This is a genomic window from Vibrio marinisediminis (genome assembly GCF_014050145.1).
Classification (GTDB): domain Bacteria; phylum Pseudomonadota; class Gammaproteobacteria; order Enterobacterales; family Vibrionaceae; genus Vibrio; species Vibrio marinisediminis.
The window spans coordinates 69,846-85,934 of the sequence record NZ_JACFYF010000008.1 but is presented as its reverse complement, the minus strand read 5'-3'; the positions used below and the strand labels follow the sequence as shown (position 1 = coordinate 85,934).

Here is a 16,089-nt window from a genome sequence, read left to right as displayed (position 1 = left end):
TTCGCTTTTATTTGCTCGCTATCGAACACATCAATAACTTATTTCTTTGGCATTTCTAGCTGCATTTCAGGAATGGCAGCACGCTTAGCTTTTAGCTTACGCATCACAAACCACGCAACTAAACCCACAACAATAATCACCACATTGCTAATCGCAATAAGAACGATACTCTTAGTGCGCTGGGCTTCCCTAGCTTCGAGAATACGGCGCTCTTCCAATAACTTGAGCTGTTTCTCTCGCTCTTGCTCTTGCAAACGTCGAGTCTCGGCTAAATCGATATCTTTCACCACACTATAAGTATATTGAGTCAGAGGGAACATCAATTCGCGCCCCGAGCCCAACTCAGTGGCAAACAACTCGCCACTCCATGAATATTCACCAATAACACCCGAGTATGGAACGCTAAGAGCGACTTTCATCGCTTCTTTTGTTGCAGCTGCGCCCTCTACCGCAATCATTTCTCGCTGTGCATCGGTATGTTCTATATGGGCTGCTAAACTCCCCGGCTGAATCATTCCCTGCTCGCCTGAGAAGATAATTTGATGTGCCTGATCTTCTTGGCGAGATTGAATAAAGGCCAATTCAATCGGGTTAGGATAGACTAATACTTCTTGTTCTTGTGCTCTGAGGAAAACACCATTACCTGATGTGATCCGTACGCGATACTTACCCGGCTGTGGCGAGATCGGCAGTTTCACTGTAAATACGCCATCACCCGCACGTTCATCCAAGCCTTGACCGTCATCAGCAAATTCACCAATCTCAACCGGCACTGGACGCGCTTCTTTGATCAAGCTCGCTTCGTTTTCGATGAATTTGGTAAAAGTGACTTTCAGTTTTACTCGGTCAAGAAAATCCCTGAGTACTAACGGCTGACCGTCTGAGGTTAGCCGAGCTGTAAATTTGATCTCTTCATCTTGAAACAGTCGCTCTGGTAATGCATCAGCAGACAACTTTAAGTGGGAGATTAGCTTAATTTTGTTCTTCGGCGTCACTTTGCCAATCGCTTGCCAAGGACCCGGCATAGGATTGTCTATTGAAATGATATCCATCGAAGACTCTTGATACCAACGCACATTTTCAGGGCTTCGATGAGAGTAATACTTCCTGCCGTCAGGACGCACCAACACCACTGGCTGCGAGTTTTGCGCTCGGTAAATCACAAAAGTGATCTGTTTAATACTCGGGTCAACTCGAAAACGATTATCGAGTAACGACATTGAGGAACTCTGAGCCGCGTAACCCAGTGAACTGACTAAAAGCCCCAGCAGGGCAAATCCTATCCTCAACATCTGTTCTCCTATTGACGCCAAAGGCAGCTTGCGCTTTTATCTACGATATCTAAACGATTGTTATGTGCTTCTATTTCATCGGCAGTTGCACGCAAAACCTTTAGCGCTTTTCGCTCTGCAGAGGCTCGTTTTATCGACTCACCTCCCACCCCTTCCTCACTGCCGGCATTGAATTGCAGGTTGGTTTGCCCACCTGTCATTAACAGATAAACGTCAGCCAGAATCTCCGCATCGAGCAATGCGCCGTGCAGCGTTCGATGCGAGTTATCAATACCGTAACGGTCACACAATATGTCGAGGTTATTACGCTTGCCTGGGAAGATTTTCTTCGCCATCGCCAACGTATCGGTCACTTTGCAGTACTGAGTTGTGGTGCCTATCGCTGGATTGAGCTTCTCAAACTCATAATCCATAAAGCCCACATCGAAGGGCGCGTTATGAGCAACAAGCTCTGCACCTTTGATAAACTCCAAAAACTCTTGGTGTACATCACCGTACATAGGTTTATCACGCAAGAACTCGTCTGTAATACCGTGAACTTCTACCGCTTCTGATTGAATTTCACGATCAGGTTTTATATAGACGTGAAAATGACGACCGGTCAGTTTGCGGTCAATGATCTCTACCGCACCGATTTCGACAATGCGATGTCCAAGGTAGTGTGGACCACCATCTTGGTTCATACCTGTGGTTTCGGTATCGAGTACCACGATGCGATGCTGATTGGAATTGTTGCTGGTATTCATTACAAACTCTGTGTCAGACTATGAGTCATTATATGCAAGCTCTTATAGTATCAAATCATGACGAAACAAGTGGAAATTTTCACAGATGGTTCTTGTTTAGGCAATCCGGGACCTGGTGGCTATGGCATCGTACTGCGTTATAAGCAAAACGAGAAAACGCTCGCCAAAGGCTACACCCTTACCACCAACAATCGTATGGAGATGATGGCAACCATCGTCGCGCTAAAAACATTAAAAGAGCCATGCGATGTTATTTTAACGACCGATAGCCAATACGTCCGCCAAGGCATTACACAGTGGATTCATAACTGGAAGAAACGGGGTTGGAAAACGTCTGATAAAAAGCCAGTAAAAAATGCCGATTTATGGCAAGCCTTAGACAGCGAATCGCAACGTCATAAAATAGACTGGCGCTGGGTGAAAGGCCATGCGGGTCACCGTGAAAACGAAATGTGTGACGAGCTAGCACGAACGGCTGCCGAAAACCCTACCGACGAAGATAGTGGTTATATACCAAGCTAATCGGACTTAGTCGAAACTTTGTAATTGACGCCAACTGGCGTCAATTTTCGTTTTAGCTTCCAGTGTGGCTTGATCGGCTTAAGTGGGTAGGTGCGTTTGCGCGCCACAATAAAATACAAACTACCAAATGGCGCAGCCCAGTCGCCAACGCCACTTTCCAACCATGTCCACATCGTGCGATAACGTTGCATGGGAAATAGTCCATAGCGATCACACGCAATCACCTGATAATTCAAGATACTCAACCAATCTTTCACTCGATTAGGCGTAAACATGCGCCCACTCCAAGGCAGATTGTTCTTACGCCAAGGCATCAAACTTGCCAACCCCGTAAAACTGATAGGATTAAAGCCGGTGATGATCAGGTAACCATCATCAATCATCACTCGATCGACTTCACGCAACATGCGATGTGGGTCATTGCAGTAATCGAGTTGATGAGCAAGAATGACAGAGTCGAAGCTTTTCTCTAAAAAGGGCAAATCGTAACCATCTGCAATCACATTATGCAATGGATTGTGGATATCTAGATTAACTTGATGTTGAATATTACAGTTACAACTGGTTAACTCGCAGCTCAGCCCACCAAGCTTAAGCATATGGTAGCCAAAAAGCCTTGGGCACCACTCATCAAGCCGAGTTTGGATAGACTCGTTAACCCATTGACCGTTTTTCAATTGAGCCCAAGAATGGGGCTTAATCAGCTTTTTTTCACTGCGTGCTGGCTTCATAGCTAGTTCACTTTGATGTATGGAGACCCAACCATGTTAGATATCAAAAGCATACCTGCATTTAACGATAATTACATCTGGCTGATCAAAAATAGCGATCACCGTTGTGCTGTTGTCGATCCTGGTGATGCCGCCCCGGTGTTGGCTTATCTCCAAGCACATCAATTAACTTTAGACGCAATTCTCATTACTCATCACCATCATGACCATATTGGTGGTGTGCCTGAATTGGTACGTCAATTTCCTGGAATCGATGTCGTCGGCCCTGCCGATGAGCCCGTTCCAACCTTAACTCATCCCGTTAGCGCTGGCGATCAAATCAATCTGTTTGATGAAGTGTTCCTAGTGCTGGGTTTAGAAGGACACACACTCGGTCATATTGGTTATGTGGGTGATGGCAAACTATTCTGTGGTGATACCTTGTTCTCTGCGGGTTGCGGTCGCGTTTTTGAAGGCACGATGGAGCAAATGTATCAATCACTGCAAAAACTCGCGAGCCTGCCAGAAGAGACATTAATCTACTGCGCGCATGAATATACTGCGAGCAATGTTGCCTTTGCGCTAGCCGTCGAACCTGATAACAAACAGCTACAAAAATATCGTGATGAAGTAAACCGTCTACGGGCACAAAATCAACCTACGCTACCGACCACGATTCGCCGTGAAAGATGGATAAACCCGTTTCTACGTGCAGATGAACCGAGTGTCATAAAATCTGTCAACAACCGAACCGCTCAAATTGATCCGGTCTCAATTTTTACAGCGTTGCGTGAGTGGAAGAACGAATTTTAACGTTTTCTTGCTTGTCAGATAACCAAAGTCGCAAGTATTATCAGCAGCCAAATTTTATAAGGGCTGTACCATGCGATTTAAACATAGCTGGGTGCTTGCACTGGTTTTAGCCGGTTGCCAATCAACCCAGCCTACTACTCCTAAATCAGAGGTTGATAATACCTCTGACAATACTTCTACTGTTGCAGTAGCTCCAGCATCATCGGTGACTACCCCCGTAGAACCAAAAGTAGTTACAGCGCCTGTTGTTACCCCACAAACACAAGAAGATGTATGGCAACGCATCGCCATGCAGCTGGAAATGCCAATTCCAGAGCATAAAAAAGTGGACTACTACCGAACTTGGTATCTGAAACACCCTAGCCACCTAAAAACGGTTTCACAACGTGCTCAGCCTTTCTTGTTCCTAATTACAGAGAAAATTGAACAACGCAATCTTCCTTTGGAGCTTGCGCTTCTACCTATCGTAGAAAGCTCATTTGACGCTTTTGCTTACTCGCATGGCAGTGCGGCGGGTCTTTGGCAATTTGTACCCTCAACGGGCAAGATGTATGGGCTAGAGCAGAATTTTTGGTATGACGGTCGACGTGATGTTTCTGCGGCAACGGATGCGGCACTCGATTTTCTAACCGATTTGAATCAACGCTTTGATAGTAACTGGCAACACGCTATTGCAGCATACAACAGTGGCGGTGGTCGAGTATCAAGTGCGATTAGAAAGAACAAGAAGCTAGGCAAACCTATTGACTTCTTCTCTTTAGATCTACCAAAAGAGACCAGCAGCTACGTACCTAAACTGTTGGCCTTAGCCGATATCATCGCCAATCAAGAGAAGTACGGCATTGATATTCCTGCCATTGCGAACAAACAAGTCGTCGAAGTCGTTCAGCCAAAAGAGCAATTAGATCTCGCTATCGCCGCAAACTACGCGGGTATCTCTGTTCGTGAGCTTCAAGGATTGAACCCGGCTTACAACCAATGGGCGACGGCACCCGATGGCAACAACCAACTACTGTTACCCGTAGATTCTGTTAAAAAGTTCCACTCTCAGCTCAATGCCAACCGCGGCAAAGGCATGAAAGTCGTTCGCTATAAGGTTCAATCTGGCGACACTGTTAGCGTGCTTGCTCGTAAATACAACACCACCAGCAAAGTGATCCGCAGTGCCAACAATATGAAGAGCAATAGCATTCGTATTGGTCAGCACCTATTGATCCCGGTATCAACGAAAGATGACCAAGCTTACACCCTAAGCGCAGCAAACCGACTCGCTAAGACGCAAGCAACGGCTCGTGGTAAGTACAAACTTACTCATACCGTCTCTAAAGGTGATAGCCTGTGGAGTATTGCTAAAGCGAATAAAGTGTCACATACCTCGCTAGCGAAATGGAATGGTATGGGACCACGCGACACATTGCGTATCGGTCAAAACCTTGTCATTTGGAAAAACAGCTCTGATGGTGCCATTATTCGTACAGTCTTTTACAAAGTACGCAATGGTGACACCGTGAGTGGTATAGCAAACAAATTTAAAGTGAAAAGCCACGATGTGGTGAAGTGGAATAACCTACAGCAGAAGAAATATCTTCAGCCTGGTCAGAAACTCAAACTGTATGTCGACGTAACTAAGGTGAGCGTATGACCCCGTCTAGCAACCCTTTAACCATGCTAGTCGATATATTCCGCTCGCCTAGCGCTTGCTTTATCGCGCTGCACCAGCGCGGTATGTGGGGTTGGCAACCGTTTATTGTATTGTTAGTCACCCCGTTCCTATTTTGGGGCGCTTACTTTGACATGGTGGATTTTGAGTGGCTCAAACAAAGCTTAATCCCACAACTTGAGCAGATCCGCCCAGAGCAAATCGCGTTGCTGGACGCCAATACTTTGATGGCAACTGAGATCATCTTAGATATATTGGGGCGTATCACCACTATCACCCTATTGGCATTTTGGTTCTTTTTTGCCACCAAACCTAGCCAACATCAGCACGGTTTTTGGAAGTGGTTTGCGGCAAGCTGTGTGATTATTTTCCCGGCTGTATTGGGCGATCTCGCCAGTTATGTCAGTGCGTTACTGAAACACGGTCAAGTGCTGAGTTACGCCGCAGATTTAAACAGCCTGAATGGTTTGCTAAAACTGCCAATGACCAGCGATTGGTATGCCTTTGCTAACACTCTTCCACTATTGATGCCTTGGTACATCGCTTTAGGCTTCGCAGCTGTCGGCACATGGACAGAGTTTGAACGCGGTCAAGCGTTAGCAATTTCCGCTCTGCCATGGCTGGTTTACTTTGGTGCTTGGGCGCTCTATTTGATTATTTTCTAAAGCTCCTAACCTCTCGGTTTATGGCAAACTAAAATAGACTTCAATTGGATTATGATCAGAGGCGTCAGAGAGTGGCGCCTTTGCTTTTTCTAGTACTAAGCCCCGATAAAAGACATGATCTAACGGCAAGCCATTAATGAACTGCTTACGATGATCTGGCTGAAAAACCGCTTCTTTCACCGCTAACTTATCCAATAATGATTTCATCACCTGCAAGCGCTCTTCACTCCAACTGTTAAAGTCCCCTGCGACAATCATTGGTCCAGTATGCTTTGATAACGCATTCGCTAACGCGCCCAGTTGTCGATGATACTCTTCCGTCCCATAAGTAAAGTTAATCGCATGAATGTTCACAACAGCAAGAACTTGCCCATTGGAGAGTGGGTAAGTGGCGTATATTGCCGATTTAGGCAACCTTAACCATGGTTCCATCTCAGTATAGGCACACGCGAGCTTAGGCAGTTGGTGAGCAAGATTCAGCACCCCAGCTGAGGTATCAAACGCTTTAAACGCGTCCACAACATTTCCGCTCCACTGCCCTTTATCTATCCATGCACGCAGTCCCACCGTCATACTTGCTTCTTGCAGCAGTACTAATTGCTTATCTTGGGCTAGGCTCTGTAGTGCACTTTGCCAGTTAGGGCGATTTTGTTTATAGATATTCCACACCAACAGATTCAACTTGCCTTGCTGGTCAATCACCTCTGCGTCAGGGTTGTTATAACAAGCAAGCTCGGGCGTTTTTATCGAAGGCGATAAGGTCGATACTTTGGCGGACTCTGGCAAAGTAAAAATGATTTGGTAAGCAATGAGGACAGCGGCAACAGCAGCAAATGGCAATGCGATTAGAGCTTTTTTCTTCATAACAGGGATATCTCGTTAATATCCTTAGTGAGGGGGGAAATAACGGTCATCCTAACTATTGACCATTAAAACAAAAGAGCCTTGCGGCTCTTTGTTAGAATTAGATTGCGTCTTCGTCTTCTTCGCCAGTACGGATACGTACAACTCGCTCGACACTAGTGATAAAGATCTTACCATCACCAATTTTACCCGTTTGCGCCGTTTCAATAATGGTATCAACACAACGATCGGCTACGTCATCCGTAACAACGATTTCTAACTTAACTTTCGGCAGAAAGTCCACCATGTATTCCGCACCACGGTAAAGTTCAGTATGACCTTTTTGACGACCAAAGCCTTTTACTTCAGAAACCGTCATACCTGTAATGCCAACTTCTGCTAAAGCTTCACGCACATCGTCCAATTTAAAAGGCTTAATTATCGCCTCAATTTTTTTCATGTTCATCCCTTAAACTTACGTTGTTTGCTGCATTATCCCAAAAAGCTACTGTAATAAAAAGCCCAAGTAATAAAAAGCCCGAGCGTATTTGCCCGGGCTAATTTTCAAAAATTTAAGTTGGCTTACTTCAAACTTGCATAGTATGCAGCTAAATTCGCAATATCTGCATCACTTAGCATATCAGCTTGAGCTTTCATCACCGCTGACAAACCACCTGTTCTCTGATTGGTTTGGTATGCTTTAATTGATGAGGTGATGTACTGTTCATTCTGACCTTTCAGATTAGGGTAACCCGGAATCATCGCGATACCATCAGCACCATGACAAGCAGCACATACTGCCGCTTTTGCTTTACCAGCTGCAGCATCACCTGCCGCTAATGCTTGACCACTGATTAAACCTATTCCGATAACCAATCCAATAGCAAATTTGTTCATTGTTCTTCCTTATGTGTGCGTAGGGTCATTCAACCTAGTTATTGTGTTTTATGCTTGGATAAAATTGTCACATAAGTTACAAGGGCTTGTCCCAGATAAGTTCACAATCTTGACCTGAAAAATGCACATCAATAAATAAATTTGCGATAGCCACCACTTGATCACCACAAATCAGAATCGGTAATCGGCGACGAAGCCAGCTGGGAATGCCATACTCTTGAAACAACTTTTTAAGTTTTCGACTATGTCCACGACCAAGCGGATGAGCACTCAATCCTTCTGGATCAAATATAATAGTCAACGGAGCGCTTTGTAGTGCCAATAACGAAAGCTTACCTTGAGGCGAATTGACCAGCTTCAGTGCACCTAAATTGTCAGGTAAATCGATCGACTGATTTAATTGGATGCGACTTTGCCAACGGCTGATATCCTCAACTGAACTCACCCAATATAAACGCTCAGAGAATCGACGGACTTGCCCACCATTGAGGTTCAGTATTGGGTTAGCATCTTGACGGGCAAGCGCGACTTCTAGCCAAATTTTGGCAATATGCTCTCTGCTTGGCATTTTAAGCCCAGCCGCTGCAAACCACATACGAATAAGCTGCGTGCGTACTCGCTCACTTTGTTGAGCAAGGAACTCAATCGACAAACTACTATCATCATAGGTTGCGACTGCCAATGTGCTACTGAGCAACTCTTCTAGCAACGCTTCTTGCTCAGCACACAGCTCACTAGTTCTTTGCACGGCAGAATGAATATGTGGCCAGCGCTGTTTAAGAACGGGCGTAACCTGGTGGCGGATGAAATTACGGTCAAAACGGGTATCTTGATTGCTTTCATCTTCAACCCACTCTAATGCCTTAACTTGAGCATATTGCTCAATCTGCTCGCGAGCAACATCAAGTAAAGGGCGAATTAATGTCGCTCCTTGAAAAGGCATCTGCTTTGCCATTGCGGATAAACCTTTCGGACCACTGCCACGCTTGAGTGCTAACAAAAAGGTTTCCAGTTGATCATCACTGTGTTGCCCAGTCAGCAGAACATCCCCCATGCCGAGATGCTTCGCCAACGCTTGGTAACGCGCTTCTCTCGCGCACTCCTCTATACTTTGCCCTTTAAGCGATAGTTCAACATACTCAACCGCAAGCTCTATACCCGCATCCGCACACCACTGTTGGCACTGCTGCACCCAATGGTTCGCATTGGCACTTAAGCCATGATGAACATGCACCGCCAAACACGAGACTGAATTCTCATTTTGATAGCGATGAAGTAAATCAAGCAATACTCTGGAGTCCATACCGCCACTAAGCGCCAAGACAATTTTATTGGCTTTGACATCTTTTAGTGAGCGATTAAAAGCAGGGAATAGCGCGTCCATAGTTCTACACATTGGCAAGTTAATTGAAAGTATTCTACACCAAAAATAAAAAGGGTTGAGACTATGCTCAACCCTTCATTATGTATTTAAAGCACCTATCCCAAACTAATCGGGATTGCAGCTAGGCGACCAGCGAGAAAAGCCTCTGAGCATAGTCCACTATGTGATGAGTTTTTTGAGTACCCGTCAACAACGCTGCAGTTCCTAGTAGGCAGGGATCAGCAATAACCGTAATTCATCAGACGCTGATAACGACGAGCTAATAGCGCTTCATCGTCAAACTGTTCCAGCTCTTCCAACTGACGAAGCAACGTTTGCTTCATGTTAGCCGCCATCTCTTTGTGGTTACGATGTGCACCACCTAACGGCTCTTCGATGATTTCATCAATCAGCTCAAGTTCTTTTAGACGAGGTGCAATCAAGCCCATCGCTTCTGCAGCTTGTGGCGCTTTATCTGAATCACGCCATAAAATTGAAGCGCAACCTTCTGGGGAAATAACCGCGTAAGTAGAGTATTGCAGCATGTTGACGTAATCACCCACACCAATGGCCAATGCACCACCAGAGCCACCTTCACCCACAACGTTACAAATCACTGGTACTTTCAAGCCAGCCATCACTTTTAGGTTCGTTGCAATTGCTTCAGATTGACCGCGCTCTTCTGCACCAACACCAGGGTATGCACCTGCAGTATCGATAAAGGTAATGATAGGCATATTAAAGCGCTCTGCCATTCGCATTAGACGCAACGCTTTACGGTAACCTTCTGGTTTTGGCATACCGAAATTACGCTTCACTTTTTCTTTAGTTTCACGACCTTTTTGGTGACCAATGATCATCACTGGGCGACCTTCTAAACGCGCCATACCGCCGACAATCGCTTTATCATCTGCGTAGGCACGGTCACCGGCAAGCTCATCAAATTCAGTAAAGATGTGCTCAATATAATTTAGCGTATAAGGACGTAAAGGGTGACGAGCAAGTTGAGCCGTTTCCCAAGCACCTAAATCACTGAAGATTTTCTTTTTAAGCTCTAGGCTTTTCTTCTCCAGCTGTTCAATCTCTTTCTCGAGATCGACACCAGAATCACCACCATGGCGAGACACGCCACGCAGCGCTTCGATTTTGGCTTCAAGTTCTGCGATAGGCTTTTCAAATTCTAGAAAGTTTAGGCTCATCTATCGATCCTTTTTGATTCAGCAACGTGTGCTAAATTTAGTTAAATTCGAGTTCTACCTGGTCAGGACCAAGCAGTTGTTTTAAATCATCTAATAGAGCGTCACTTGGCGTTACTCGCCACTCTGTTCCCAACGTCAAACGTGCTCTTGCATCTTTACGTTGGTAATAAACATGAACAGGAATAGTTCCCGCTCGATAAGGCTCTAGAACGCCGCTAAAGCGCTCAAAAAATTGGCTGTCGACTTGCGATTCGCTAATCGAGACAGAAAGACCACGTGCATATTTTTCACGTGCTGCGCCAAGGTCCATTACCTCGCGCGCGGTCATTTTAAGCCCCCCGTTAAAATCATCAAAGCTGACCTGTCCGGAAACTACAAGAATTTTATCGTTTTCAAGCAGTTCTGCATATCTTTCTAATGCATCCGAGAACAGCATCACTTCCATTCGACCACTACGGTCATCCAGTGTCATGATACCAATGCGAGTTCCGCGCTTAGTAGTCATCACACGAGAGGCAATAACAAGACCTGAAATTGTGACCGATTGGTCGCGCCTTGTAGGCGTCGCATCTTTTAATCGACAACTGGTGTACTTACCAAGTTCCTTGATATAGGCATTAATTGGGTGACCGGTCAAATAAAGACCTAAGGTTTCACGCTCTCCCTCTAACCAAACTTTTTCTGGCCATGGTGGAACTTTGGTGTACTTGTTTTCCACTTCTTCTGGCGCTTCGGTTAAAACACCAAACAGATCCGATTGACCAAAAGCTTCCGCTTGATGGTGCTGGCTGGCAGATTTGACCGCGTCAGGTAATGATGCCATTAGTGCCGCTCGGTGCGGACCGAGTCTATCTAAGGCACCCGCATAAATCAGTTTTTCAATAACGCGTTTGTTGACCTTCTTAAGATCGATACGCGCACAGAAATCAAACAAGTCTTTAAAGTGACCGCCTTTATTACGCGCTTCAAGAATCGCTTCAATTGGTCCTTCACCTACCCCTTTAATCGCGCCGATACCATAAACAATCGCACCATCTTCATCGACGTTAAATCGGTACAAACCCGCATTGATATCCGGTGGCAACAGTTTAAGCTTCATGCGGATACATTCATCGACCAGACCAACCACCTTCTCAGTGTTGTCCATATCGGCCGTCATTACCGCCGCCATAAATTCGGCCGGATAATGGGTTTTTAACCACAGTGTTTGGTAAGAGACCAATGCATAAGCGGCTGAGTGCGATTTGTTAAAACCGTAACCGGCAAACTTTTCTACCAAGTCGAAGATTTTCATCGCCAACTCGCCGTCGACGCCGTTCTTCACCGCACCATCTTCAAAGGTGGCACGCTGTTTTGCCATCTCTTCTGGTTTTTTCTTACCCATAGCACGGCGAAGCATGTCTGCGCCACCCAAGGTATAGCCAGAGAGTACCTGAGCAATCTGCATTACCTGTTCTTGGTAAAGGATGATGCCGTAGGTCGGATCCAGAATTTCTTTTAACGACTCATGTTGCCACTTTTCATCCGGGTATGAGATCGCTTCTCGACCGTGCTTACGGTCGATAAAGTTATCAACCATGCCAGATTGCAACGGTCCCGGACGGAACAAGGCAACCAATGCGATGATATCTTCAAAACAGTCCGGTTGCAGGCGTTTGATCAGATCTTTCATACCACGCGATTCAAGCTGGAATACGGCGGTGGTTTCTGAGTTTTGCAACACGCGGAATGAGGCTTCATCCACTAGCGGAATCGATTCAATCCGCACAGGTGCTTCGCCATTACGCTCTAAACGCGGGTTAATGAGTCCCAGCGCCCAGTCGATAATCGTCAGTGTTCGCAGACCCAAGAAGTCAAACTTAACCAGGCCTGCAGTTTCGACATCGTTTTTATCAAACTGAGTTACCGGGAAGTGTCCTTCGGCGTCGGCATAAATAGGGGCAAAGTCGGTGATGGTTGTTGGTGAAATAACCACACCACCCGCGTGTTTACCCGCATTTCGTGTACACCCTTCGAGGATTCGACACATATCGATCAGTTCTTTGACTTCCTCATCGGCAGCGTAGAGATCAGGCAAGGCCGGCTCTGCGGCAAAGGCTTTCTCAAGAGTCATCCCCGGATCAGGTGGGACCAATTTTGAGATACGATCGACAAAACCAAATGGGTGCCCGAGTACACGACCCACATCGCGGATAACCGCTTTTGCTGCCATAGTACCAAAAGTGATGATCTGTGATACGGCGTCTCGACCATACATTTCTGCCACGTGATCAATAACTTGGTCACGCTTATCCATGCAGAAGTCGACGTCAAAATCGGGCATCGAGACACGTTCTGGGTTTAGAAAACGTTCGAAGAGTAGATCGTATTCAAGCGGGTCAAGATCGGTAATTTTCAGCGCATAAGCCACCAATGAGCCAGCACCTGAACCACGACCCGGACCAACAGGAATATCGTTGTCTTTTGACCACTGGATGAACTCCATTACGATCAAGAAGTAACCTGGGAATCCCATATTATTGATTACTTCAAGCTCAATCTTTAAGCGGTCATCGTATTCTGGTCGTCGCTCAGCACGCACTTTGGGATCTGGAAACAGAAACTCAAGACGGTCTTCTAAACCCTCTTCAGACTTCATCACCAAGAATTCCGTCTCTTCCATACCTTCTGTAGGGAAAGCGGGTAGGAAGTACTCATCTAATCGAACCGTGACATTACAACGCTTAGCAATTTCGACGCTGTTTTCTAGCGCTTCAGGAATGTCTGCAAACAACTCACACATCTCTTCTTCTGTGCGTAAGTATTGCTGAGGGCTGTAATTTTTAGGACGGCGAGGATCTTCTAGAGTGTAACCATCATGAATCGCAACACGGATCTCATGAGCATCAAATAGTTCTGGCGAGAGAAAAACCACATCGTTCGTCGCCACGACAGGTAGATCTTTCTGCTCGGCCAGCTCTAGAGCAAAATGAAGATAAGTTTCTTCATCAGCTCGACCGGTACGAGTCAGCTCTAAATAGAAGCGATCGGCAAAATTGTTTTGATAAAAACTGACGCACTGCTCAACAAGAGCTTTATTGCCTTTAAGCAGCGCCTTACCGACATCACCACTCTTACCACCAGAGATGAGGATCAAACCTTCAGCCAGTTCAAGCAACCAATCTCGGTCGATCACAGGCTGGTGCTGTACATGACCACGTAAGTAAGCTTTAGAAATCAGCAACGTCAGGTTTTTATAACCGACATTATCAGCAGCAAGTACCGTCAGTTTAGTCAGCTCATCACCAAACTCCGGAGATTGCACTGCAAAATCGGCACCTATAATAGGCTTTACACCACAACCATGCGCCGTTCCGTAAAACTTCACCAAACCACATAAGTTCGTGAAATCAGTTAATGCCACGGCTGGCATGCCTAATTCCGCGACTTTTTTCACCAATGGCGGGACCTTTGAAAGACCATCAACCATGGAGAAATCACTGTGAACACGAAGGTGAATAAACTTTGGATCTGACATTAATTGTTTCCGGCTTTGACGCTTAACTGACTATTCTACGCGATTACTCTTCGAGTCCGAGTGCTTTTTTCACTGGTTTGAAGCTTTTACGATGTTGCTCAATCACGCCATGTTGATCAATGGCTTCAAAGTGAGCTTTGGTTGGATAACCTTTGTGCTTAGCAAAACCAAACTGAGGATATTGTTTATCCAACTCTTCCATTTCTTGGTCTCGAACCACTTTAGCGATAATTGAAGCGGCGCTGATCTCAGCCACGCGAAGATCGCCCTTCACTACCGCAACCGCATCCATTGGTAATTCTGGGGTGCGGTTACCATCAATCAGAGTAAGATCTGGTTGAATGTGTAAACCGGCGACTGCACGCTGCATCGCTACCATGGTCGCTTGCAAAATATTGAGCTGATCAATCTCTTCTGGTGAACAGCGCCCAACTGACCAAGCCAGTGCTTTTTCTTTGATCTCAGGCAGTAAAGCTAAACGCTTTTTCTCGCTCAATTTTTTGGAATCGTTCAGGCCTTCAATCGGATTGTTCGGGTCTAAAATCACCGCTGCGGTGACCACATCGCCGACAAGAGGACCTCGCCCCACTTCATCAACACCAGCAATCAACTGGTAGCCCTGCGGGTATTCAAATGGTGGCAGCTCTTTTTTTTCTTTGGTCATCACTCTTTGCTCATACCAATTAAATCTAACACCGCATTTGCCGCTTGTTGATCGGCATCTTTACGGATCCAATGATGCATTTCAGTAAATTTTTCGACCATTTGCTCACCTTGCTCTCCAAGCAGACGCTCAACTTCTGAAGCAAGGTTCTCGGGTGTGCAATCTTGTAGAAGGTATTCTTTGACCAATTCTTCATCCGCTAAAATGTTCGGCAGAGAAACGTATTTGGTTTTTACCATTCGACTGGCAATGAACGCTGTTAAGGCATTCACTTTATAGCCAACCACCATAGGACGTTTCACCAACATACATTCAAGCGCTACCGTTCCAGAAGCAAGCATGACGACGTCAGCCGCCGTAATAACATTCTTTGCAGTATCATCAATCAGTTTAAACTTTAGCTCCGGTGCATGCTGCATCCACGCCATTTCAAACTGTTCGCGTCGTTTTTGATTGACTAATGCCACCACAAACCCCAAATCAGGGAACTTAGTATGGAGTTGCTTGCATGCCATGATAAAAGGCTCTGCTAACATTTTAAGCTCGCTGCCTCGACTACCGGGCAGTACTGCAAGCCAACGTTTATCTTGCTCTAAACCAAGTAACTCTCGTGCTGGTGCTTTATCTGATTCGAGTGGAATCGCATCGGCTAAGGTATGCCCGATAAACTCACATGGCACATTAAATTTGTCATAAAAGGCTTTTTCAAACGGCAGAAATGCCAGCACTAAATTGGTTGCGGCTTCAATTTTAAAAATGCGTTTTTGGCGCCAAGCCCATACTGAAGGACTGACGTAATGAACGGTTTTAATACCGGCATTTTTTAGATCAAGTTCAAGACGCAGATTGAAATCAGGCGCATCGATACCAACAAAGACATCAGGCGGATTATCCGTGAAAAATTTCACCAACTCAGCTTTGACTTTAAGTAGTCTAGGTAGACGCCCTAAAACTTCGACCAGCCCCATAACCGATAACTCTTCCATATCAAACAGAGAGTCACAGCCTTGGGCTATCATTTTTGGTCCGCCAATACCGACAAACTCGGCGTTGGGATAACGTTGCTTAATTGCTTGAATGAAGCCTTCACCTAATGTATCGCCAGATAACTCACCAGCAACAATCCCAATTCTAAGCGGTCTTTCCATCGTCAGATTTCCCCAGCGTAAAAACACAAAAAGACCGCAGTTTAGCACTG

The 16,089-nt window shown here is 45.7% G+C and carries 15 protein-coding genes; 4 read left to right on the top strand and 11 right to left on the bottom strand.

Annotated elements, in window-relative coordinates:
* Positions 1-38: 38 nt before the first annotated feature.
* Both H2O73_RS13525 and dnaQ read right to left on the bottom strand, forming a co-directional pair.
* Positions 39-1,292, bottom strand: coding sequence for a TIGR03503 family protein (locus H2O73_RS13525; RefSeq protein WP_182109396.1), 1,254 nt, complete (start codon positions 1,290-1,292; stop codon positions 39-41).
* 8 nt (positions 1,293-1,300) lie between these two features.
* Positions 1,301-2,038: a DNA polymerase III subunit epsilon gene (gene dnaQ, locus H2O73_RS13520; RefSeq protein ID WP_182109395.1), complete on the bottom strand. Its 738-nt coding sequence runs from the start codon at positions 2,036-2,038 to the stop codon at positions 1,301-1,303.
* A 57-nt stretch (positions 2,039-2,095) separates the two neighbouring features.
* Here dnaQ and rnhA point away from each other — a divergent pair, with 57 nt between their 5' ends.
* Positions 2,096-2,560, top strand: a complete 465-nt coding sequence (rnhA, locus tag H2O73_RS13515) for a ribonuclease HI (protein ID WP_182109394.1) — start codon at positions 2,096-2,098, stop codon at positions 2,558-2,560.
* Here rnhA and H2O73_RS13510 read toward each other — a convergent pair.
* Positions 2,557-3,291 (bottom strand): class I SAM-dependent methyltransferase, encoded by a 735-nt coding sequence (locus H2O73_RS13510; protein ID WP_182109393.1) that lies wholly within the window; start codon positions 3,289-3,291, stop codon positions 2,557-2,559. The genes rnhA and H2O73_RS13510 overlap by 4 nt on opposite strands.
* A gap of 33 nt (positions 3,292-3,324) precedes the next feature.
* Between H2O73_RS13510 and gloB the strand changes: the two genes are divergently transcribed.
* The 3 genes from gloB to H2O73_RS13495 all read left to right on the top strand — a co-directional run bounded on the left by gloB (position 3,325) and on the right by H2O73_RS13495 (position 6,408).
* On the top strand, positions 3,325-4,083 hold the full coding sequence (gene gloB / locus H2O73_RS13505) for a hydroxyacylglutathione hydrolase (protein ID WP_182109392.1): 759 nt from the start codon (positions 3,325-3,327) through the stop codon (positions 4,081-4,083).
* A gap of 70 nt (positions 4,084-4,153) precedes the next feature.
* On the top strand, positions 4,154-5,725 hold the full coding sequence (locus tag H2O73_RS13500; protein WP_182109391.1) for a lytic transglycosylase: 1,572 nt from the start codon (positions 4,154-4,156) through the stop codon (positions 5,723-5,725).
* On the top strand, positions 5,722-6,408 hold the full coding sequence (locus tag H2O73_RS13495) for a YIP1 family protein (RefSeq protein ID WP_182109390.1): 687 nt from the start codon (positions 5,722-5,724) through the stop codon (positions 6,406-6,408). The genes H2O73_RS13500 and H2O73_RS13495 overlap by 4 nt, the downstream gene beginning before the upstream one ends.
* An 18-nt stretch (positions 6,409-6,426) precedes the next feature.
* Here the strand turns inward: H2O73_RS13495 and H2O73_RS13490 are convergent, their stop codons facing one another.
* The 8 genes from H2O73_RS13490 to lpxB all read right to left on the bottom strand — a co-directional run bounded on the left by H2O73_RS13490 (position 6,427) and on the right by lpxB (position 16,039).
* Positions 6,427-7,272, bottom strand: a complete 846-nt coding sequence (locus H2O73_RS13490; RefSeq protein ID WP_182109389.1) for an endonuclease/exonuclease/phosphatase family protein — start codon at positions 7,270-7,272, stop codon at positions 6,427-6,429.
* 100 nt (positions 7,273-7,372) lie between these two features.
* Complete coding sequence (gene glnB, locus H2O73_RS13485; protein WP_000717796.1) at positions 7,373-7,711, bottom strand: nitrogen regulatory protein P-II; 339 nt, start codon at positions 7,709-7,711, stop codon at positions 7,373-7,375.
* A gap of 122 nt (positions 7,712-7,833) precedes the next feature.
* Positions 7,834-8,148 (bottom strand): c-type cytochrome, encoded by a 315-nt coding sequence (locus H2O73_RS13480; protein ID WP_182109388.1) that lies wholly within the window; start codon positions 8,146-8,148, stop codon positions 7,834-7,836.
* 76 nt (positions 8,149-8,224) lie between these two features.
* A complete protein-coding gene (tilS, locus tag H2O73_RS13475) occupies positions 8,225-9,532 on the bottom strand; it encodes a tRNA lysidine(34) synthetase TilS (RefSeq protein ID WP_182109387.1) in 1,308 nt (435 codons plus the stop codon).
* Between the two features lie 218 nt (positions 9,533-9,750).
* Positions 9,751-10,710 carry an acetyl-CoA carboxylase carboxyl transferase subunit alpha gene (gene accA, locus H2O73_RS13470; protein WP_182109386.1) on the bottom strand — a complete coding sequence of 320 codons (960 nt, stop codon included), beginning with the start codon at positions 10,708-10,710 and terminating at the stop codon, positions 9,751-9,753.
* A gap of 37 nt (positions 10,711-10,747) precedes the next feature.
* Entirely contained in the window at positions 10,748-14,227 is a 3,480-nt protein-coding gene (gene dnaE, locus H2O73_RS13465) for a DNA polymerase III subunit alpha (protein WP_182109385.1), read from the bottom strand.
* Between the two features lie 43 nt (positions 14,228-14,270).
* Positions 14,271-14,894: a ribonuclease HII gene (gene rnhB, locus H2O73_RS13460; protein ID WP_182109384.1), complete on the bottom strand. Its 624-nt coding sequence runs from the start codon at positions 14,892-14,894 to the stop codon at positions 14,271-14,273.
* A complete protein-coding gene (gene lpxB / locus H2O73_RS13455) occupies positions 14,891-16,039 on the bottom strand; it encodes a lipid-A-disaccharide synthase (RefSeq protein WP_182109383.1) in 1,149 nt (382 codons plus the stop codon). The genes rnhB and lpxB overlap by 4 nt, the downstream gene beginning before the upstream one ends.
* Between the last annotated feature and the right edge of the window lie 50 nt (positions 16,040-16,089).